Raw genomic sequence first — 23,673 nt, 5'->3', positions numbered from 1 at the left:
AAAAATAGTGAGGGCGGCCTATGTGGTCGTTCTCTTTGCGATATATCACTTCCATGGGATAATCCAATGCGATATAGCATGACGTGAACTACGGCTAAGGAGATGAAACATTTGGCGAATGAAAGCATCATCATCAAAGGCGCACGCGCGCATAATCTCAAAAATATTGACGTGACGATTCCACGGGACAAGTTCGTCGTCCTGACAGGGCTTAGCGGCTCAGGTAAATCGTCGCTGGCTTTCGATACGATCTATGCGGAAGGGCAGCGGAGGTATGTGGAATCTTTATCTGCGTATGCCCGTCAATTTCTCGGGCAAATGGAGAAGCCGGACGTTGATTCGATTGACGGTCTGTCTCCTGCCATTTCCATTGACCAAAAAACAACAAGTCGGAATCCGCGTTCTACTGTCGGAACAGTTACCGAAATCTATGACTACCTGCGGTTGTTGTTTGCCCGGGTGGGTCATCCTCATTGTCCTGAACATGGCATTGAAATCACGTCACAGACCGTCGAACAGATGGTAGACCGCATTTTGCAGTATCCTGAGAAGACACGACTGCAAATCCTAGCTCCATTGGTATCGGGTCGCAAAGGTGAGCATAAAACACTGTTTACGGATATAGCCAAGCAGGGCTTTGTGCGGGTACGTGTGAATGGCGAACTGCGTGAATTGTCTGAGAAGATTGAGTTGGAAAAGAATAAGAAGCACTCGATTGAAGTGGTCGTAGACCGCATCGTTGTCAAGGAAGATGTGCGTGCGCGTCTGTCTGACTCTATTGAGACGGCATTGAATCTTTCAGGCGGGCAGTTGCTTGTAGACATTATGGGGCAAGAGGAGTTGCGGTTCAGCTCCAACTTTGCATGTCCTATTTGTGGATTCAGCATAGATGAACTGTCTCCGCGGATGTTTTCCTTTAATAGTCCGTTCGGCGCTTGCCCGGATTGCGATGGGTTAGGAGTTAAAATGGTGGTTGACCCTGATTTGCTCATTCCCGATCCTGAAAAAAGTGTGGAAGATGGGGCGTTTCAGGCTTGGAGTGGGGGAACTTCCACTTATTATCCTCAATTTTTACAGTCAGTATGCGAGCACTACGGTATTCCACAGGACATTCCTGTTAGTCAATTGACGACAGAACAAATGAACCTCATTTTACATGGAACGGGTGAGCAGAAGATCCGTTTCCGCTATGAAAATGATTTTGGTCAACGTAAGGAAGCCTATGTGACCTTTGAGGGGATTATCCCCAACTTGGAGCGTCGGTATCGTGATACGGCTTCTGAGGGCATACGTGAATTTATTGAAGGCTTTATGAGTGCAAAGCCATGTAACACCTGTAAGGGACATCGACTGAAAAAAGAAAGCCTGTCGGTAACCATTCAAGAGCGCAATATTGCTTATGTAACAGCCCTGTCTATCGGTGAAGCCTCAAACTTTTTCCATACACTGGAGCTGAGTGAGAAGGAGAAGTCGATTGCCAATCTCATTTTAAAAGAAATTAACAGCCGACTGGGATTCCTCGTTAACGTGGGTCTGGAATACCTGACTTTAAGCCGTGCGGCAGGCACGTTGTCAGGCGGTGAGGCACAGCGTATCCGATTGGCGACACAGATCGGGTCCAGTCTGATGGGTGTGCTTTATATTTTGGACGAGCCTAGTATCGGGCTGCATCAGCGAGATAATGATCGTCTGATTAGTGCTTTGGAGCATATGCGGAATCTTGGCAATACCTTGATCGTAGTGGAGCATGATGAAGATACGATGATGGCGGCGGACTATATCATTGATATCGGGCCGGGAGCTGGAATCCACGGTGGGATGATTATGTCGCAGGGGACCCCGCAGGAAGTTATGGAAGACCCGAATTCCTTAACCGGGCAGTATTTGAGCGGACGCAAGTTCATTCCGGTCAATACCGAGCGGCGCAAGCCTGCTGATAAGTGGCTGGAGATTCGCGGAGCCAAGGAGAACAATCTCAAAAATGTGAATGTCAAAATTCCGTTGGGTGTTTTCTCGGCTGTTACTGGTGTATCCGGCTCTGGAAAGTCGACGCTGGTCAACGAAATTTTGTACAAAACGTTGGCGCGTGATCTGAACCGGGCGAGAGTGCGTCCAGGGCAGCACAAAGAAATTCGCGGGCTAGAGCATATCGAAAAGGTTGTTGAGATCGATCAATCGCCAATTGGCCGTACACCGCGTTCCAATCCTGCAACGTATACTGGTGTATTTGATGATATCCGTGACTTATTCTCGCAGACGAACGAGGCCAAAGTACGAGGCTACAAGAAAGGCCGCTTTAGCTTTAACGTTAAGGGAGGTCGTTGTGAAGCTTGTAGAGGCGACGGCATCATCAAGATTGAGATGCATTTTCTGCCAGATGTGTATGTTCCATGTGAAGTGTGCAAAGGCAAGCGTTACAACCGGGAGACCCTGGAGGTTAAATACAAAGGAAAAAGTATTGCCGATGTGCTGGAGATGACGGTAGAGGATGCGACGGAGTTTTTTGAAAATATTCCGAAGATTCATCGCAAGATCCAGACGCTGATGGATGTAGGTTTGGGGTATATCAAGCTGGGTCAGCCTGCGACTACCTTGTCTGGCGGTGAAGCACAGCGTGTGAAGTTGGCCTCCGAATTGTATCGTCGCAGCACAGGCAAAACCATTTATATTTTGGATGAGCCGACAACTGGTCTGCATGTTCACGATATTGATCGATTATTGACGGTGCTGCATCGTTTGGTTGATTCAGGAGAGACGGTGCTGGTCATTGAGCATAATCTGGATGTGATTAAAACAGCCGATTATCTGATTGATTTGGGACCGGAAGGCGGAAGTGGCGGTGGAACGATCTTGGCTACCGGGACACCGGAGCAACTCGTGAAAGTCGAAGAATCCTATACAGGTCGATACTTAAAGCCGATCCTTGAACGGGATACAGAGCGTAGCCAAGCGCTTCAGACAGTCGATCTATAGATATCGTTTAACGTACGCTTTAAAAGCCCTGCACAGGCAGGAAGGCAGAATACGAACTACTGTATTTATGCCTTCGCCTTGGCAGGGCTTTATTTTTTTTGTAAAAAAAGAAAACTTTTATCAAATTCCTGCGTTAAAGCATGTGACACGTAGTTTACCAAGCGCTGGGATAATAAATCTATACGTATATTCATCGACAGAAAGTCTCTGAGTAGTCTCTAAATTTTGGAGTTTTGGATGTTTAGGTTCGGACTTGAAGAGGTAAATATATAAATCGTCATAGCATCATACAAAGTTCCGTGCCCACGTGACACCATTACAAGTTGAAGCGAAACCGTCTCTAGTTTTATCACATCTAAGGTTCATACAACATCTCTGAGGAAGTCATGAAGGGAGCTGGAACGCTTGAAGGTTAAGCAAAGTAGAGTTTTACGTACACGTGTGTATACATGGGCAGCAGGAGCTGCTTTGGCGGCATGCTTGATGGGATATAGTGCTGCACCGTCCTATGCCTCCGAGGTGTCCGAGGCGTTTGTGCCCAAACAAGCCGAAATCGAAACAAGTGCGGCCATTGGCAGTATTAAGGATTTAGGAAACGCTCACAATTACATTCAACCCACAGCAAATGGTGGGTTTTTAACGCTGAACGTCGAGGACGATACAGAAGCAAGTGTAGTACACGTCACATATGGCAAGCTGGACAGTTCTGTGGAGGCTGTATGGAAACATCAGCAGGATCTGAACGTACAGCCTGGAACAAGCAGCAGGGGAGTCCAGCGGGAGACGTCGGATGGTGGCTTGCTGTTTCTGATTGAATATACAAAACCGAACGGAATACGAGAGTTGCAGGCTTCACGATTGGACGAGGATGGAAACACCTTGTGGTCCAAAACATTACCCACAGATGGCTTGATATCTCATGGGGAGGATTCTCAGGTTGGCTTGGAGCCACTGGAGGATGGCGGTTTCCTGGTCTCCTATCTGAACCTTGCGGAACAGTCCTTCACTGTACTCAAATACACTGAAACTGGCGATATACAATGGAATCGAACGACGGCCGGAGTGACCTCGGGTTGGCTGGTCGGCAGTCACAATGGATATTATGCGCTTTTGAACAGCTCAGATGGTCCCGTGGGGGTACAAGCAGATGTATATGGTCGCGATATCCGTGACATCCATCTGGACTTGGGATCAGGTAAAGAAATTGCCGCAGTACGTGAGTTGCCGAGCGGTCATATTGCTGTAACAGGGCTTAAAGGAAACAGCAAGCGTACACAGGTGCTAAGTAATAGTCTGCAATTATTTAGCAATACAGCGGACTACGGGGCTGACCAGGTGTATCTGCCTGAGGAGCAGCTGTATGTCCAGTTCAGTGATCAATATGATCCACTGGGGAAAACGACGAAGATGCATGGCATCACCATTACAGGCTTGAAAGAAAACGGTACGAAGGTGTGGGAAACGAGGACTCATTATAAGGAGGACAATTCCTTCGGCATCCGGTATGATACGGGATTGATATATAAGATACCTTCAGGCTACGCGGTGGTGACATCTACAACAGGCGCTCATAAACCGACAGTGCTTGATTTTGCAAAAATATTGATACCGGAGTAATCCGGTGTCTTTTTTTTGTGAAAGTGAGGGAGACGATATTGCGGGGCTGTATGGCGATAAGAAACAGCCTGCTTGTATATGGGATACAAGCAGGCTGTTAATAGGCTCTATATTTAGGATGCAACGTGGCTGGACTGTAAAATGGCAGACAGCTTTTCCTGGAAAGTCGGAATACCTACACGCTGTACATATGCGTAAAAGCTTTCGCCAGCGCTCCTGTTTTCTTTGTAGAACAGAATGAGCTCCGCCAGCACAGGTCCAACCTGATCCCCACGTACGCGACCTTTGAGCGCCTTGTTAAACTGGGCGCCTGCCCCAAGCGCTCCGCCGACAGCGATGTCGAACGCGTCGACCAAGCCTTCCGGTGTCTTTATGAGCGAGCCTTGCAGACCGATGTCCGCAATATGCTTTTGACCGCAGGAATTTGGGCAACCGATAAAATGAATGCGCACCTTTTCATCCAATTGTACGTGCTGATCCAAATACTCGGCAACGTCAACCGCCCGTTTTTTGGTTTCCACAATCGCCAGATTGCAAAACTCATTTCCTGTGCACGATACCGTACGACTCATAAAATGCTTGGGTCGTGGTGTCAGGCGTTGCAGCACGGGAGCTTCCAGTAGTTCATCCACTTGCTCATCCGGCACGCCGCTCAGCAAAATATTTTGCGACATCGTGGTACGAATCTGACCATCGCCATAGCGGTCAGCCAGTTCGGCCAGTTCATGCAACTCGTCAGCGCTAAGGCGACCGACAGGCACGTTCAGACCGACATAGTTCAGGCCTTTTTGGGCTTGAGGATGCACACCGTCAAAATAGGCGGCTTGCCAGCCAATCGTTTTGTCCTCGCCTCTTCCGGGCATTTCACCGATATACTCGGTGAGCTTAGCCAGAAATTTGTCTGGGCCCCAATCGACAACGAGGAATTTCAAGCGAGCATGGTGCCGCTTTTCCCGATAGCCGTAATCACGGAAAATGGTGGTGACAGCAATAGCAACCTTCAGCACTTCCTCTGGACGAACAAACAAATCCAGAGACTGTGCCATATGCGGCTTGGCGGACAAACCTCCACCAACCATCACATGGAAGCCGATCACTTCTTTTCCGTCGAGGATCTTGGTGGCCGGAGTGAAGGACAGGTCGTTAATTTCAGCCTGTGCATTGTTGTACGTATTACCGGAGATAGACATTTTGTACTTACGCGGCAGATTGGAGAAGTCTCGATTTAATAAGAAAAAACGGTTTACTTCATCTACAATCTCTTGGGTATCCACCAATTCATTGGGATCAATACCAGCCAGCGGATTACCGACAATGGTACGCGGGCAGTCTCCACAGGCTTCGAAGGAATACAAGTTGACTTTTTCCAGTCTTTCAAAAATATCGGGCAAGCTTTCGACTGTCAGCCAGTGGAATTGAATCGCCTGGCGAGTGGTGACGTCCACAAGACCGCGTCCGTATAGCGCGGATATGTCTGCCAGTGCATGTGCTTGTGCTGAAGTCATGATCCCTGTGTTGATGCGGACTCGCATCATGAAATGACCATCCTTGGGCTTTTGCTGATATACCCCAGCCCATTTGAAACGATCCATATCGTCCGCAGAGATCGAGTCATAGCCTTCGTTGGCATAGTTTTCAATAATGGTACGGATAACGTCGAGACCGTCCTTTTCCAGCTTGACTAACTCGAATTTGTTAAGCTTATCGGGATGAGCGTTCCAGATTGGTTCGTAGGCCATTCTTTTAACCTCCTGTAGGTGCTTATTTATACTTTAGTGTTTTGGATAGAGGACTCATGATTTTATTCTTTATTTCCGACAATAAAACTAAGATATAATGTGATGGTATCATAGTTGGTTATGCCCGTAAACGAAGGAATGACCTAAACGGTATAACGATTATTTATCGGTTTTGCTTATTTTTTTGATATAAGGATTTGGAAAATTTATAATATAAATAGCATGAGAGGACAGGGATGCAGCAAACGGCGCCTTTTAGAAAAAGATAGGGCTTAAAGCGATTGTATACGTGTCCCCTCTATGGTAGATTTGGACTAACTGATAGAACAGGGTCATGTAAGAGAGGGAATGGTGAGTATATGCGTAAGATGGGGAAAAGGGCAGTTGTTCTGGCTTTGGGCAGCGCTCTATGTGTTTCTGGTACGGCAGGTGCAGCCAGCAGTGGGACTGCGTTAAAGGCCAAAGTCATTAATGGTGGGGTCTATGTTAACGTAAGCGATATGAATAAGGCATTAGGAACCAGCGGCGCATATAACAGCGCAAATGGTACATATACGTTATCGGCCGGTCGTGTGCCGCAGGTGGTTAAAAATGTATCTCCTTCTGTGGTCGGTATTATTGGCCGTTCAGCCACGGGAGAGACCGTAGCAGGAGGAGATCGATACAACCTGGCTCACGGCACGGGTGTCATCATTCGTACAGATGGATGGATTGTGACGAATGCGCATGTTATCGAAGGATTAGGTGATGCCGTGGTCGTAACCTCGGACGGAAAATCTTACGGAATCACCGACAGCTATAGCGATCCGATCAGTGATTTGGCATTAGTTAAAATCAAGGCAAGCGGCCTCAAACCCGCTACCTTGGCAGCTTCAACGAACAGTCTACAGGTAGGGGAGCAGGTAGTGGCTATTGGTACGCCTATATCCTTTTCACTTCGCAATTCGGCAACCTCAGGTGTGGTTAGCGGGCTGAACCGTGGTGTCAACGCTGCTTATCGTTTGATCCAAAGTGATACCGCGATCAATCCTGGTAACAGCGGCGGTCCGCTGGTCAATCTCAAGGGTGAGGTCATTGGGATCAATACGATGAAATTCTCGGCGGTCGGCATTGAAAATATGGGCTTTTCGATTCCGGCGGATACGGTGAAATATGTCATCGGCCAATTTTTCAAATACGGAGAGGTTCGGCGCGCTAGTCTTGGTCTAGGGCTGGAAGAAAGCTGGTCAGCTATCGTCGGATTACCTACCGAGGATCCTTTGAAAGTTACGAAAATTACTTCAGCCAATGCCGTTCAGGCCAAAATCAAGGAAGGCGATGAGCTGTATAGTATTAACGGTAAGCGTGTAGCTTCCGCTATTGATGTCAATGAACTGCTTAAAAACTATCAACCAGGTCAAACGGTGAGTGTACTTATGCAGTCTGACGGTGATATTGTGAAGCGCAAGCTGGTACTGACACAGGATAATGGTGAAATCTATGAGTCCATTCAGTCTGGAGAAGATAGTGAAGATTCGAACGGTTCGGAAGTCGCTGAAGATGGTGGTGTAGCGCCTTCTAAGGAAGCATCGGAGCCAGCTCAAGGAGCAACTACTGGAAAGTGAACAATAATGCCTCTTGAATCTATAAAATAAAGCTAAAGGGAGATTTACTGTGAAGCATATTCAAAGAAAAATGATGCGTAAGCTGGGGGTCGGCGCTGTCGCATTGTCCCTTCTGCTTTCCGCTTTGCCAGCAGTTGCAGCAGATCATGATAAAACCATGCTGGAATTACGGTTGCAAAGCGGCAGCAATACAGCCATCGTGAACGGTCATAATGCCAATATTACGAAGCCGTATTCCAAAAGTGGTGCACTGATGGTTCCGGCTGGTGTGTTTAAAAAGGCATTTAACAGCAAAATTCGATTAGCTGAAGATAATGTGGTTAAAATCACTAGCGGAACTCATGTTGTATCGCTAACCATTGGTAGCCGTACAGCGTGGGTGAGAGGTCACAAGGTGACACTTCCAGCTCCACCGGAAATGTCATCAGGTATTCTCATGGTGCCTCTGCGTCAAGTAGCAGAAGGGCTTGGCGGTAAGTTGGAGAAGAATGGTGCCGGAATCATTATTCGGATGGAAGCACAAGAAGAGGCAGGCACGGTAGCTGAAGAGACACCGAACATTGATAATGATGAGGGTAAGACACAGATCGGGAACAGTTACTATGACTGGTCTATGAACTATCCAACAGGGCTCGTCATCGGTCAGGGAGGTGGAGATGAGAGTATTTCCACATTTATGGACGAGAACAGTGCGTATTATATGGAAGTGCACACAGCGTCACAGCCGGTTCCACTGAATGCGGACGATCTGCTGCAACAATTGGTGCAGGCAGCCAAGGAAACGGGAGAAACTGTGATCGATCGAAAATCCTTCCCGAAAGCGAAGGTACCTTATGCTCGTGTCATTACGAAGGATGGGGACGGCGTGCTGTGGGAAAATCGTCAGTACTATAACAACGGACGATTGTATGTAGTTTATTTTTCCGATGCTAAAGCAACGAATTATAAAGATCTGGCCCAGTATGCGGGACTTTTAAATTCCTTCAAGACCTCCTTTAATGCGCAGGATAAAAGTATTAAAGACTTGTCTACTGTCGTAGGAGGCACACGCGAGGCCGGGAATCCAGACTACGGTGTGTCACTCAGCATACCCGCAGGCTGGAAAATGGACGATCAACGGATGCAATATGAAAGTAATGATGGATCGAGCTTCCGTGTGAAAGTAACCTCAGCTCCAGCAGATGGAAAATTGGAGAACTGGGGCCAGCAGCTGCAAAAATGGCTGAGCGATTCATTTGTGTCCACGGCTTATGAGGCACAGAAGACGTATCCGCTGGAGGTTGCAGGCGTTCAAGGGTTAGTACAGGAGTACCGCTATAATTTTGGCGATGGATGGGTCAAAGAGTACAATGTGCTGATTCAGCAAAATGGATACCGCTACTTGGCTGAATACGCAGTGCCTGAAAAAGTAAGCAAAGGAAATGATCAGTTCAACGCGCTCATTTCCTCGCTTCAAATCGATTTTCAAACCGTAGCGAGTAACTTTGGACAGTTGGAAGAAGACGACTATTTGACAGACAAAACGAAAACGGTCAAAAAGACGTCAAAAGCCTATGAATATACAGTGAATATCCCACGATATTGGACCGCGATTAGCGATCAATTTGAATTGGGCGATGTAGAGTACGAGTTTACCGGAGGACGCTTTTCCATCAAAATCGACAACGACCAATCATTTGAACTAACGGTATCCCAGCTCAAGGACTTCTACGATAAGCAAGCAAAGAACTACAAAAACCTCAAAGTTGAGGAAGTTAAGGACGTAACATTTGCTGGTGTTCCGGCAGTGTCCTTTACATTCCATCGTATCGAGGAAGGCATTGGCTACACAGGCCACCAATTGGTTTTAGAACGTGATGGAAAAACGTATACCGTGACAACGACATTGAATGATGCGAACAACACGGCTGTACAGTCTAACGCACTGGATTCGACGTTAAATTCGTTTAATTTTGTGAAGTAAGAGGGTGTAGGTAAGAGATTAGCGAGGTTGTGGGGGAAGCGCTACGCGTGCCATTTGAGCCTACGAGCGCTGACGCTTCTTCGGATTCAAATGGCCCGCTTCACTGGCGCCCGCCAAATACCGCCAATCTTATAATGAGTGAAGTAAGCACTAGGGAAGTCGATACGGATTTCCCCGTATAGGAGGAATCCAAAATGATTACGCTAAAAGCAGTCGACAAACATAATTGGGAAGCATGTGCCGAACTTGAACCGACACCTGAGCAAAAAAGATTTATGGTATCTAACCTTTTTTCGATTGCGGAATGTCAGTTTTTAGATGGATTTTTATCTAAAGCAATTTATAATGATGACGAATTAATTGGTTTTACAATGTATGGTTTAGACCCGGATGACGGAAATTACTGGGTTTACCGATTTATGATTGACGAAAAATTTCAAGGTCAAGGTTATGGCTACAATGCGATGTTGCTGGTTATCGACGAAATAAGGAAAGCCAGTGATAGGACGGATGTTATCATGATTGGGTATAAACCAGACAATGAACTAGCTAGAAAGCTATATAGTAAATCAGGCTTCAGGGAGAAGGGAATATCACCCTGGGGAGAAATGCTTGCGAAGTATAGGTTTGCCTAGTTAATGATAGGATGACTCACCTCCAAAGCACCGTTTGACGGGATTGGAGGTGTTTTTAGTATTATTTTTTAAAGGAATCGCTTGGAAAGTGTAGAAGCTTAGGTCGCAGTCTGGTACACTAGATTAGTTACAAGATAAGAATGATTCTGCCGCAGATGTTTGTGATGCGGATTTTTTGAGTTAGATGTAATTCACGCGAGGAACCGATGGTTCAGTGTGTGGATGATCGGACAAGATGATAGAGACGGATAGGATTTAAAATATGATTCTTAGTAGGCTTCCATTCCCCTGACTAAACATGATCAGCTTTGGAATGAGTCTATGGAACATCCATGAGATTACCAAGTAAGCAGCATAGCTGCCCTGAAAACAACGATTATTCCTCGGGGGATCATTCGTTTTCAGCATATGGGGAGGGCAATAATGAAATCAGCAGTACGAAGAGAAGATGTCGAGCTTCTGGCACCAGCCGGTGACTGGGATTGTATGCGTGCGGCGGTGGCAAACGGGGCTGATGCGATCTTTTTCGGGGTGGAAAAGTTCAATGCACGAGCACGAGCGAATAATTTTCGCATGGAGGAACTGCCTGAAATTATGGCGTTTTTGCATAGCTATGGAGTTAAAGGTTTTTTAACATTCAATATATTGGTATTTGAAAACGAGTTGGAGGACGCTAAGGAGCTGGTCGATGCCTGTATTGATGCCGGAGTCGACGCCTTAATTGTCCAAGATATGGGCTTGGTGAAAATGATCCGCGACATTTCACCGGATTTCCCGATCCATGGTTCTACCCAAATGACGATTACCTCGCCGGAAGCGGTAGAGTTTACAAAGCCGTACAATATGGAACGGGTCGTGCTTGGACGCGAAAACAACCTGAAACAGATCCAAAAAATAGGCGACCAGGCGAGACTTCCAATGGAGGTATTCGTACATGGAGCGTTATGCGTATCTTATTCTGGCCAATGCCTGACTTCAGAAATGTGGGGCGGCCGCTCTGCTAACCGTGGTGAGTGTGCACAGGCATGTCGTTTACCTTACGATCTGATGGTGGACGGAGAGCAGAAACCAATGGCAGATGTGACGTATCTGCTGTCACCTAAGGATCTGGCAGCGATTGACTTGATGCCTGAACTGATCGACGCGGGTGTTGTTTCTTTTAAAATTGAAGGGCGACTGAAAACACCTGAATATGTGGCGAATGTGGTCAGCAAGTACCGCAAGGCCATTGATAAGTATTTTGATGGCGATACGTCCAAGACCAGCAAAGAAGATATCCGCGAGCTGCAACAGAGCTTTTCACGCGGCTTTACGCACGGTTTTCTCGAAGGGACCAATAACAAGAAGCTGGTTGACGGTACGTTCCCGAAAAGCCGGGGGGTGTATCTGGGCCGAGTGGAACAAATCCTTCGTGATGGTGTAGTGTGCCGTATTGATGCCCCACTCAAGCGTGGCGATGGGATTGTATTCGATGCGGGAGATCCCACGCAAAAGGAAGAAGGCGGACGCGTATACGATATCCGTCGCAAGGGCGTGAAGATTGAAGGCGAAGCCGGAGAAGGCTGGATCATTGACATCGTAGCGGGACGCAACGATGTGGATCTGCGCCGTGTGCACGTGGGCGACCGCATTTGGAAGACCAACGACCCAGCGCTGGATAAACGTCTGCGCCAGTCGTACGACACGGACAAGCCGTACCGGGTCTTCCCGGTACATGTGCGAGTCAGCGGCTCCCCAGGGCAACCGCTGTCGACGTGGTGGACCGATGTGCAAAAGGGCACAACGGTCCGCGTGGACTCCGAGCTGGAACTCGAAATTGCCCAGAAGCGTCCGATGACGCACGAACTGCTCGAAGAGCAGTTCGGCCGACTGGGCGGAACGGTGTTCCAGCTGGAAGAACTGGACGTCCATCTGCATGGGGACGTCATCGTGCCGATGCGCGAGCTGAACGGTATCCGCCGTCAGGCGGTGGAACTGCTCGCGGGCGAGCGTCCCAAACCGCCCGTGTACACGAAACGGGCGGTCGAGGTGTATGACGATGCATCGGCTCCGGCATCGTCTGTGGCACGCGGTCAGGCAGAGCTGACCGCGTTGTGCCGCAGCCTCCCTCAGGTGGAGGCTGCGCTCGAGGCCGGCGTGGAATTCATCTACGCCGACTTCGAGTTCATCAAGCAATTCCCAGCAGCCGTAGAGGCTGTGCACGCTGCAGGCCGCCGAATTGCGCTGGCGACCCCGCGTATTCACATGCCGGGTGAAAATGGCTACCACAACAACATCCTGCGCTTGAAGCCGGATGCTGTGTTGGTACGCAATCCAGGGGCACTGTATTTCTACTTGCGACATCGGTTGGAGAACCCGGACGCACATCACCCGCAATTGATTGGTGACTTCTCGCTGAACATAGCCAACCATAAAGCGGCTGATCTGTTCCTGGATTCCGGCTGCGACCTGGTTACGCCTTCGTACGATCTGAACATTCAGCAAATGGTCGATATGCTCAGACGTACACGTACTGATAAGCTGGAGATCGTGATCCAGCAGCATATGCCAATGTTCCATACTGAACATTGCGTATACTGCACCTTTATGAGTGAAGGCACCGACTACACTAACTGTGGACGTCCATGTGAGGACCATCGCGCATCCCTGCGTGATCGAATTGGTATGTCTCATCCGGTCCGTGTGGACGAAGGCTGCCGCAACACGGTGTACAACGCGATTGAGCAATCCGGCGCGGAATATCTGTCCAACTTCCTGGAGCTGGGCGTGTCCCGTTACCGCGTGGAATTTTTGGAGGAGACACCGGAGCAAGTGCATGAGGTTATTGATCTCTATAACCGTGCCCTGCGCGGAGAAATCAGTGGAACACAAGTATGGAAGACGCTGAAAGCGACGAATCAGTTGGGTGTTACACGTGGGCAGCTGGTGAAGTAAATAACTGTATATTTGTTCGGGAGCCAGAAAGATTCCGGCAGCATAATATATTCATATAGAAAGCAAGTGATTAGAAGACATGTTCTCTTTGAGGGAAGATGTCTTCTTCTTTAACCTATCAAATTCATCTATCTTCCTGTTATAATCATAGACAGTATATCTATCCCGTTATATTGAAGACAAAAGGAGTTTTAACCTATGAAAATCCGTAAAGCGATTATTCCTGCTGCGGGATTAGGAACCCGGTTCCTTCCTGCTACAAAAGCGATGCCTAAAGAGATGCTTCCCATTGTAGACAAACCAACAATTCAATATATTATTGAAGAGGCTGTTGCATCTGGTATAGAGGATATCATTATCGTTACTGGTAAAGGCAAAAGGGCGATTGAGGATCATTTTGACTACTCCTTTGAGCTGGAGCATAATTTGACTGCGAAGGAAAAATGGGATCTGCTCAATGAAGTGCGTAAACCATCGGAGATGGCAGATATCCACTATATTCGTCAAAAGGAACCTAAAGGGTTGGGGCATGCCATCTGGTGTGCACGTAAGTTTATCGGTGACGAACCCTTTGCCGTCCTTTTAGGGGATGACATCGTTGAGTCTGAGAATCCATGCCTCAAACAGATGATTGACGTGTTCGATGAGTATCAGCGTTCTGTTGTAGGTGTAAAACAAGTGGATTGGAACGAGGTACATCGTTACGGCATAGTTGAAGGTCATGCACTTACTTCCAAAATCTCTGAGGCGGAACGATTGGTAGAAAAGCCAAAGAAGGAAGAAGCAACCTCCAACTTGGCGATCATGGGACGTTATATTCTGACGCCTGATATTTTTGATATCCTGGGTCAGCAATCGGCGGGAGTAGGCGGGGAGATTCAGTTGACGGACGCATTGTCCAAACTGGGAGAAAAGAATCCGATCCTAGCCTACGAATTTGACGGCAATCGCCATGACGTTGGCGAGAAATTAGGATTCATTGAAACTACTATTCATTATGCTCTGCAGCATAACGAAATCAAGGATGAAGTACTGGCTTATATGAGACAGGTTATTGAAAAAATTGATGGTAATGTAACAAAATTGTAATTGTATGCGATAAAAAGATTTTTTGGATTTTTGAGTATTATATTAAAATAAGAGAGGAATATTCCAAATATTATCTTATTTTAGCGAAGGAGGTATAGAGATGAACCCTTTAGATCTATTCACTTTGCAACAAAAAGACACCCTTGATTTGGACTTGCAGATTAGTGCTTTATCAGTTAATTCTGCACCTCAATGTAGTGTTACTCGCTCTGTTTCCTGTGCTGCTTCTTCTTGTTATAGTTGGAATAAATACGTAACTTGCAACTGCTGTGTTTAGTTAACAAAACAACCCCAGATATGATTCTTATATCTGGGGTTATTTACGTTAAGGAGGCTCATGAGCTATGAAGAACGCTGAGAGCAGGAATACAGATATGAATATGTTCAAAGCTTTGGAATTTTTTTTAGTTAGAATTCCGTTGTTGTCTATTGAACAGTACAAAGAATTATTCAATGAACCTTGGAATGAAGGTTTGCAGAATAGACTATTCCATATTTTGGAAGACTCGATTATCCGTGAGGCACTTTTGATTGCCAGTCCCTCATTAATGAACTCTGTTAATCAAATAATGGACAATTCAAATTTAAAGAAAGTAGATAAGGTTATCAAAGCATTAGCTTATTATATGATTAGGCTTTCAACACGAGCTACCCCTTATGGTCTTTTTGCTGGTGTTGCTGTGGGTTCCTTTGATAATGAAAACAAACTTGTATTAGGAGATCTGAGCTGTAACAGAAAAGTAGCACGTCCAGATATGCAATGGTTAATGAATCTCGTAAAGAGTTTGGAACGTATGAGGCATGTCGTTAAGCAAATCAAAGTACGTATGAATCCGATCTTTTATGTTTCCGGATCGCGTATGAAGTTACCTTATCTTAATTATATAGATCATAGTGATTCCACTAATGAAATCAAAAGTAGTTCAATCCGCATTTCCAAGTTTGTGGACTATGCCGTTCACTGTGCGAAAGAGCCTATTCCCATAAAGTTGTTAATGATTAAGATGCAAGAAGAGTTCCCCACTATAAATCGAGAGCAGTTATTTGATTTTTTGATGAAGTTAGTAGAGCAAGAGTTTTTAATAAGTGATTTAAGGCCGCCTCTATCCATTCGTAACTCTGAAATGCCGTTTGAATATTTAAAAGGGCAACTAGCATCCGTAACAGGTATAGACGATCTCAAGACTTCCATTCAAAAGATTCATAACCACGTACAACAATATAATCGAACCTCTGTAGGTGAGGGGGAAGAGCTATATATAGACATAAGCAACAGTATGAATAAAATGTTTCCTTGCAAAGATCCACTCCAAATTGATATGGAAACATCTATAATAAGTGCAACTTTAAGCCACAGTATAGCTGAAGAGGTTGCCGAAGCTGCCGAAATTTTATGGAGACTATCGAATGATGTGTGCAATCCGCATCTTGAGACCTATCGGAGTGCTTTTATTGAGAAGTATGGATTACATCGGCAGATTCCCTTGTTAGAACTGTTGGATGAAGATATGGGATTAGGAGCTCCTCCAGGTTATGAATATCCTGTGAGCAGACGAAGTTGGGAAATACCTGCTACCAATACTGACAGAGATAAACAATTAGCATGTTGGGTTGGAGAAGCGATCAAACAAGGTAGTATCGAGATTGAGCTTACAGATGAAAAGATCAAAAAAATAGAAAGTGTTCCATCTGATCTCATACCTCCGCCATCTTTAGAGATGTATGTTACCATTGCCGCTTCGAATTCGAATGATCTGGAAAAGAAGAGTTATAAATTGATTATAAATCCCAATTCAGGAGACCCAGGTGCAGGCAAAGCATTTGGCAGATTTGGTCCGATTCTAAATGAAGTTGCACAAGGGAAAATCTCCAGTATTTATGAGCTACAATCTGATCAGGATCCAAACGTAGTTTTTGCGGAACTTATTTATTTAACAACTAATAATAGGCATTCAAACGTTGTTATAACAAATCGATCTTGTTCTCATCAGATTATCCTTGGAACGAATAATTACACAGATGATGGAGCGGCAACCATCCCTTTATCTGATTTATATGTAGGTTGTACACACAACTCTTTTTATTTAATATCACGTTCTTTGAATAAGAGAGTGATTCCTATATCTACAAATATGCTGAATTATTATAGGGCGCCTAATATTTATCGATTTTTACGTGAAATTCAACAGGAAGGGCAAAGAAATATTTCATCGTTTCAATGGGGAAGCCTCTCAGGATTTCCGTTTCTGCCCCGCGTAAGGTACGGTAATACTATTCTTTCACCAGCGATGTGGTCCTTTAATGCAGGTATGGAGGCTTTTCAGGGATGTCATACCAAAAGTGATTGGGCTCATGCATTTGAAAGGTATAGGAAGGAGTGGAGTATTCCCCGGCACGTATATATAACCATTGATGATAACAGATTATTAATGGATACTACACATGATTTTTGTATATCCGAACTATATGATAAATATCAAAAGCTTTCAGGTCCTGCATCCCTTTGGTTGACTGAATGCGGTTTTGAATGGAATGAAGTATGGGGAGAGTCCACTAAAGGACACCACATTGCTGAGTATGTCATTCCTTTAGTGAGAATGAATGGAATAGTCCCGTCTGGTATAAAGGATCTTGTTCAGCCTAGTGCTATGCAAAACCCCATCAGTACTAGTAGGATGAATGTCTACTTTCCGGGAGATGAATGGCTTTACGTCAAGCTGTATGGCATGTCTGAGCGTGAAAGGGAATTTATTGGGAACTACCTCAGACCGCTTTGTGAGTTGGCAGAAAAACAAAAAATTATTGATCGATATTTTATCGTTCGATATAGAGATTCTGACGATCATGTACGTGTGAGATTTCATGGAGATGCAGCAAGGTTGTGTGCACAACTAATTCCTGCTATTCAATCGTGGGCGAACAAGCTCAAGCAGGAAGGACTGCTGAACCAAGTTGTGTATGATACATACGTGCCAGAGGTGGAAAGATACGGCGGAGAAAGCCTGATTCAACTGGCTGAAGAGATTTTTGCCGAGGATTCCAAACTTACTTCTGAATTCATCTTTTTGCAATATAACAAGAAGTTGAAGATTGATTTGGAACATATTGCGTTTATTAGTGTGGTTGATATGTTAAATCAATGGATACCTTCATTAGCTAAACAGGCTGAATGGTCTCAACAGAAAGATTGGCACAATAATCACACCAAAACATTTCAAAAAAATCGTACATGGTACATGTCAATATCCGATGTTTCAGATCAATGGAGTTCATTGAGAGCATATGATTATGGTGAATTTATGATAGAGCGCTTTCAACCTCGTAGGGAAAAACTAAAGCAATATAAGGAGAGCTTCCTTCAGATAAAAGAGGAAACATACGGGGGCGAACCTTTATTGGATATTATGGAAAGTTTTATTCACATGCACCTGAACAGACTGATAGGCACGGATCGAATGAAAGAGGCGAAAGTAATGTCACTATTGAGTCATGCCCTTTATCATCTGAATCGTGCTCAGAAGTACACAAAGCGAATGAATAATAAGGAGAACTGAAATATGATCACAACAGGAATATCGGAAGATTTGCGTCAGACTATTCTGGAGATTGTACAAAGAGTTGCAAGAAGATTGGCAGACCCAGAATATGTAATTTCTGTATGTTCATCAAAGACAAATCAAACAGCCTTACAAGAGGATTATAAATGGGATGACATAAGTCTTGCGAGTGGCTTTCCAGCAGTGAGTCTACTGTTCGGGAGGTTGGGAGCTGTATTTCAAGAGGATACTTTTACACGATATGCACATCAATATCTTATAAATACAAGAGAAGCACTTAAGCTAGAGGAGAACATCTCATTATCGCTATGGAGCGGGCTGTCGGGCATCGGGTTTACGGCTTATGCGTTATCTGACAAGCTTCGTAAATACCAAGGTTTTATTCAACAGATTAATCATATAATCGTTCGCTATGGCCCAGCTCTGTTGGAGAGCTCAAGAAACAATCTAGAAACAGGGGTCAATTTTCATGACTATGATGTCATTTCAGGGTGGAGTGGAATAGGTAGATATCTGTTATTGTTCCCAGATGTACCTGAGATGAGAGATCTCCTTAAAGATGTTCTCAGCTATCTTGTCATGTTAAGTGGAGAGAGAGCTTGGAAGGGTGAGGTTCTTCCAGGCTGGTATATCCCTGTTCACAATTTACCCTCACATGAGCAGTTGAGGTATCCCGAAGGATATTTTAACATGGGGTTGGCCCATGGCATTCCTGGTCCGTTGGCCTTACTGTCGATAGCCTGGCACCAAAATGTGAGAGTATCAGGCCATAAGGAGGCTATAGAGCGATACAGTTCATGGTTGGACCATTGGAAGCAAAAAAATGATTATGGGTGGTATTGGCCCAATAATATAAGCTACAAAGAGTATATGAACGGAATCATTCCCGATGAAACAGAACGTGAAGCCTGGTGTTATGGATCTCCAGGGGTTGCTAGAAGCTTATGGTTGGCAGGGAGGGCACTAGAGAATGAAGACTTAAAGTCGCTTGCTGTGGATGCCTTTAAATCCATATACGCACGTCCCCGCGAACGTTGGAGTATATATTCTCCAACGGTATGTCATGGCTATTCGGGATTAATAAAGCTTACCCATCAGATGTATCTGGATACGGGAGATATCGAGCTGTGTGAATATGCCCGAGGTTTGCTTTTAGAAGTCGTTGAAAAGTTTGATAGTGAATTAGCGTTCGGTTTTTGTGATATCGTTAAGGATACCCAATCGGTCAAACATTTGGATTTCGTAGGTTTATTGGATGGTGTTTCAGGTATTGTTATGACTTTGTTGGATAGCCTTGAATCCGAGGAAAGTTTTTGGGGAAGGAGCTTATTAATCACATAGCAGGAGGAAGTAAAAGTTAGGATGAAAAAAGGAACACCAGAAGTGAAAAACTTCTGATGTTCCTTTTTTTTGGTTGATGTAGCTCTGTATTTGCATTCAATGTTAAACGGTATACCTAGAGCTTTAAGGACTTTAACTTCTCAATTTGCTCCTTCTCTTTCGGATCAGTTTGAATCAGTTTGTTATATAAAACTTCGTCGTCTTGGCCCTGCTGCTGTAGGGCAGCAACGTAATAACGAGCAACCTCACGATTCGTAACATCGCTCAGGTCGTCCTTCAGGCCGTTTTTAAGGATGCTTGCAGCCTCAGCAGGCTTACCTGACATGAACTCAATCTTGCCAGTACTAAGCGCAATACCTGAGGTTACTTCAAAGGTACGTGTCAACTCAATTTCAGGTGGAATCGTCTTAAGATGGGCTACCCCATCAAGAACATTCTGATAAGCAGCAAGACCTGCTTGGAAATACTTCCGTTCCTTGGCTGTATCCTTCTGCTCACGTGCCTTATTACCAATAGTGTAGGCCTGGGTAATCAACATATTGTACCAATCATTGTCCCAGTTAAATTTGTGAATATTATTTTCCAAAATGCTGAAAGCTTGCTCATTCTCACCTTTTGCTTGTAAAAGGTTAACTTTGAAGTTATACATGGTTTTATTATACGGTTCTGCCTTCAAGCCCGTATTTAGTATCTCTATTGCAGCATTATAAAATTCCTCTTTTTTCGTTTGATCATACACATTTTTGTATAGTGCAGCCAATCTCAGAACAGAATCGGGGTGTGTAGGGCGAAGTTCAAGATCTTTATTAATAGCACTTTGAATTTCCTCAAAAGATGTGCTGACCGCCATGATCTGTTTGCCATATGAAGCGGCATTAGCCGATTGCACAAAGCGAAAACCTGAGAATAGCACGACGATACTCAGAATACCAATGACTACACTGTACGTGATCCGAAAACCGGAAGCACTCATGGATAAGCGTTTAAGAGGCTTGCTGTCCATAGCAACGGCCATGCCGCCTAGACTCACAAATACCAGTATGCCCATGAACACGTAACTCATATTAAAGTCCAGTAAGCTGTGGAGTAAGATTGAGAGTGCCAGAATAAGGTACAGAAAGTGAGAATCCCGCTCTTCATCATTTTGTCTAATATAGCTACGAGTATATTTGTAGAAAATATATAAGATAAATAACATTAAAATTACAAAACCGAAAATACCTACTTCAACTAGGTACTGCATGAAAAAGTTATGGGCCTGACGGCTGCTATAAGGATAATCCTGATATTCTTCGTATAAAGATGCCCAACCGCCGCCGCCAGTGCCAATAACAGGATGATCTTTAATCAATTTGGCAGCATCCTGATAGAATGCAATTCGTTCAAGTACACTATGCTGGCGAAAATTAATGTTTTCCAACCGGACCTGAACATTCTCCGGCAGTACGCTGCGCAGGCCAGTTCCTATTAACAGAAAAGCCAGCAAGCCAATCACCACAACTGATCCGACAGGTAGCCACAGGTTGGAGAATTTGCGGGAGGTCCATCCTTTGAGGGCATTTTCCAGCTTTGGTGCCAGATAACGTTCAACAAGCCACAGTACAACAGTTACAGCCAGGGAGACACCAATTAGTAACCCCCAAGCCTTCGCAGCCTCTCCGCCGTTGTAGGTCTTGTTGAGCTGTAAACCCATATTTGTAATCGGCGCCAAGATAGATATTGACGCTATACCAGCAATGGCGCAATGTAAAATCCATATAATTTGGCGTGCTGGTTTAAGGAAAAGCAAAAGCAGCACGAATACGACAGGCAACATAACCAGACCGCCCCGAGACAAAGTCAGGAATAGCGAGACCAGAATAGGCACCAACATGAAGCTGTGAATAGCCTTGCCATACCATAGTTTTGATTTCATCAAACAGAAAACGGCAGCGAATAGGATGGCCATTAGAAAGGCAGCGTATGTATTCGCATATTGAAACACTGATGTTAGCCGGAGACCATTTGTATCTGTCATAACTGCATTGATATAGCGATACTGGTACACATATTGGGTAAACCAGCCTACCATCTTGCCGGCAAGTACCCACTGTCCAAACCAGTTAATGAAGCCAAAGCCTACAATGACATAAGCAACAGTCATAATCAGGTTGTGAATAATCTTATTGCCTAAACGATCCTGGAGTAGATAGATTGAGATGATAAACAGGGCGGCATATATGCACTGTACCACCACCATATTCATGGCCAGGTAATGTGAAGCTGCTGAAGTCAGTGAAAGCACATAAGTCAGAGGAAGCAGTAGTACTAATACAGCCAGCCAATCCCTTTGCTCTTCCAGCTTGAATTTTTTATAATAGGTTACGATTCCTAAAATCAATAGAATCGTGCTGATGATCAAAGCCCAATACAGAGGTTTCTCAAAATCGAGCATTTGACCATTAAAAAGTGCAGCCTGGAAGGGGGCCCAAGCTAAGAACAAAATCATGCCAACAATTAACACCCAAAACATAGCCGGCCTTTTATCGTCACGGGTCGACGTTTTGGCCTGTTTCCCGTATACTGGATTCGACAAGGTTTACAATCTCCTTTTCTTGTAGATACGTCAATATTTTAGCATAAAAATTTGCTTCTACATAGCTCTGCTCCTAGAGAGTGTAGATAATGTTAGAGCTTGGGGACAGTTGTGTCCGGCCTATACTAAACTTAATGTTTTATTATTAAAGGTAGACTTGTTCCAATAACCGAGGATATTATGCCTAAAGATTGTATTGAAAAATAAAGCTCTGCTTGGAGATGGGGTTGACTTTATGTTAAAGAAAATAGCAAAAAAAATTCCACAATTAAACAAGATAGTTGATGAGAGAAATAGATATGCTCTTGATAGTGAGAAGAAATATGAGAAGATTTTAGAATTGGAACGTATTAACGCAGACTTAGTGTCTAGAATTGCATTGGATAGGAGCTTCAAAGATGACTTGTTGAAGCAAAATGAAATTGTTAAATGGAAGTGTAAAGAGAACAGGCTTGAAAATCAAATTTCAAGCTATTTAGACGGAGACGGGAGTATCATAGATCATTCCTTCATTAGACTTGCAGAAGATCAACATGTTGTTGCGTTCATTCCAGTTGAGCTACTTTTCACGGAAGATAAAATTACAGCATATTCCAAAGTGGATCAAATAACGGCGAATTGGGAGCATCAAAACACAGTTTGGGAAAATATTAATTTGGTTAGATTAAAACCTCATCGGGACCTAATGAATTTTTTTAAAGGCCTTGAAAAGAGCCCTGATGCCTATATTAAATGGTTTGAAAACTTATTTTCTTCAAGAGGGCTAATTTCGGAATCTTCAATAGCTGTAATAGATAGACGTCATAGAGAATTTCAATGCATGAGCAAGGAGCTAAATAAAGGAATTGATTTTTTTGCGGATAATCCAATAGAAGTCAGATGGAACCCTAGCGGTTATTTTAATATAATCGATGGTCATCATCGCGCAATGTTTCTTTACTGTTCTGGAATGAGGTTGATTCCAGCAAAAGTTAGCGTCCAAGAGTTTATAAATTGGAGAAATAAAGAAAAAGCTTTGGAATGTCTTGAATTAATTAATGAACAGGAAAGAAGCGAATTTTATACACCTATTTGTAATCCATATTTTTATGATAGGCCTGCTTATCGTGATAATTCGTATAAATCAAGATTAGACCATATACTTGAATTTTTCAATTCGCAGAGGTTTAGTAATTATAAGATCTTAGATATTGGTTCAAACCTAGGATATTATTCACAATTTTTTAGCAGAGAAGGAGCAAAAGTTACTGCTTTGGAACCTGACAAACAACACTATGATTTGGCAAAATTATTAACGGAGCTTACACATACAAATATTACGTTACTTCAAGATAAAATTGAAGAGTATGAAACGAGTGGAACTTACGATGTTGCGATATTTTTAACTGTTTTTTATCATTTTTTCGAAGATAAAAGAGAGCTTATTATCCAGAATCTTGATAAGTTGATCACTTCATTTATTATCTGGGAATCTGGCGATAATCCTCAAATGGAGATCGATTACATTACCCAAAACTCTAAATTTACTTATTACAAACAGATTGCCGACACATATGGGACGGATAAAATTAGGGAGTTAGGTGTTTTTTCCGTGAATCCTTTTTGAATAATAATGAGCGCATAAAGTACAAATTTGTTATGGAGTG

At 44.3% G+C, this 23,673-nt stretch carries 12 protein-coding genes; 10 read left to right on the top strand and 2 right to left on the bottom strand.

The window, feature by feature from the left end; translation table 11 throughout:
* Positions 1-111: 111 nt before the first annotated feature.
* Together uvrA and MKX46_RS12540 are read left to right on the top strand one after the other, a co-directional pair.
* A complete protein-coding gene (uvrA, locus tag MKX46_RS12545; RefSeq protein WP_029514535.1) occupies positions 112-2,973 on the top strand; it encodes an excinuclease ABC subunit UvrA in 2,862 nt (953 codons plus the stop codon).
* A gap of 405 nt (positions 2,974-3,378) precedes the next feature.
* The gene (locus tag MKX46_RS12540; RefSeq protein WP_029514534.1) at positions 3,379-4,590 is read left to right on the top strand and encodes a hypothetical protein; all 1,212 of its coding nucleotides are present in this window, start codon (positions 3,379-3,381) and stop codon (positions 4,588-4,590) included.
* Between the two features lie 113 nt (positions 4,591-4,703).
* Here the strand turns inward: MKX46_RS12540 and MKX46_RS12535 are convergent, their stop codons facing one another.
* Positions 4,704-6,329: a nitrite/sulfite reductase gene (locus MKX46_RS12535; protein WP_039271414.1), complete on the bottom strand. Its 1,626-nt coding sequence runs from the start codon at positions 6,327-6,329 to the stop codon at positions 4,704-4,706.
* A 359-nt stretch (positions 6,330-6,688) separates the two neighbouring features.
* Between MKX46_RS12535 and MKX46_RS12530 the strand changes: the two genes are divergently transcribed.
* The 7 genes from MKX46_RS12530 (at position 6,689) to MKX46_RS12500 (ending at position 19,452) form a co-directional block, all read left to right on the top strand.
* The gene (locus tag MKX46_RS12530) at positions 6,689-7,933 is read left to right on the top strand and encodes a S1C family serine protease (RefSeq protein WP_341071275.1); all 1,245 of its coding nucleotides are present in this window, start codon (positions 6,689-6,691) and stop codon (positions 7,931-7,933) included.
* A 49-nt stretch (positions 7,934-7,982) separates the two neighbouring features.
* Positions 7,983-9,896, top strand: a complete 1,914-nt coding sequence (locus tag MKX46_RS12525) for a stalk domain-containing protein (RefSeq protein WP_341071274.1) — start codon at positions 7,983-7,985, stop codon at positions 9,894-9,896.
* Positions 9,897-10,090: 194 nt separating this feature from the next.
* Entirely contained in the window at positions 10,091-10,531 is a 441-nt protein-coding gene (locus MKX46_RS12520) for a GNAT family N-acetyltransferase (RefSeq protein WP_039271408.1), read from the top strand.
* 423 nt (positions 10,532-10,954) lie between these two features.
* Entirely contained in the window at positions 10,955-13,465 is a 2,511-nt protein-coding gene (locus MKX46_RS12515) for a U32 family peptidase (protein ID WP_340933343.1), read from the top strand.
* Between the two features lie 198 nt (positions 13,466-13,663).
* A complete protein-coding gene (gene galU, locus MKX46_RS12510) occupies positions 13,664-14,554 on the top strand; it encodes a UTP--glucose-1-phosphate uridylyltransferase GalU (RefSeq protein ID WP_340933341.1) in 891 nt (296 codons plus the stop codon).
* Positions 14,555-14,898: 344 nt separating this feature from the next.
* The gene (locus MKX46_RS12505) at positions 14,899-18,108 is read left to right on the top strand and encodes a lantibiotic dehydratase (protein WP_341071273.1); all 3,210 of its coding nucleotides are present in this window, start codon (positions 14,899-14,901) and stop codon (positions 18,106-18,108) included.
* Between the two features lie 3 nt (positions 18,109-18,111).
* Positions 18,112-19,452, top strand: a complete 1,341-nt coding sequence (locus tag MKX46_RS12500) for a lanthionine synthetase C family protein (RefSeq protein ID WP_340933338.1) — start codon at positions 18,112-18,114, stop codon at positions 19,450-19,452.
* Positions 19,453-19,567: 115 nt separating this feature from the next.
* Here the strand turns inward: MKX46_RS12500 and MKX46_RS12495 are convergent, their stop codons facing one another.
* Positions 19,568-22,027 carry an O-antigen ligase family protein gene (locus MKX46_RS12495; RefSeq protein ID WP_340933335.1) on the bottom strand — a complete coding sequence of 820 codons (2,460 nt, stop codon included), beginning with the start codon at positions 22,025-22,027 and terminating at the stop codon, positions 19,568-19,570.
* A 235-nt stretch (positions 22,028-22,262) separates the two neighbouring features.
* On the opposite strand from MKX46_RS12495, the gene MKX46_RS12490 reads away from it, so the two are divergent.
* Entirely contained in the window at positions 22,263-23,633 is a 1,371-nt protein-coding gene (locus tag MKX46_RS12490) for a class I SAM-dependent methyltransferase (RefSeq protein ID WP_340933334.1), read from the top strand.
* Positions 23,634-23,673: the final 40 nt, after the last annotated feature.

Source organism: Paenibacillus sp. FSL P4-0113 (assembly GCF_038009305.1).
Lineage (GTDB): Bacteria > Bacillota > Bacilli > Paenibacillales > Paenibacillaceae > Paenibacillus > Paenibacillus polymyxa_D.
Note: the sequence above shows the minus strand (reverse complement) of the source record. Positions and strands in the feature narration are given on the sequence as shown.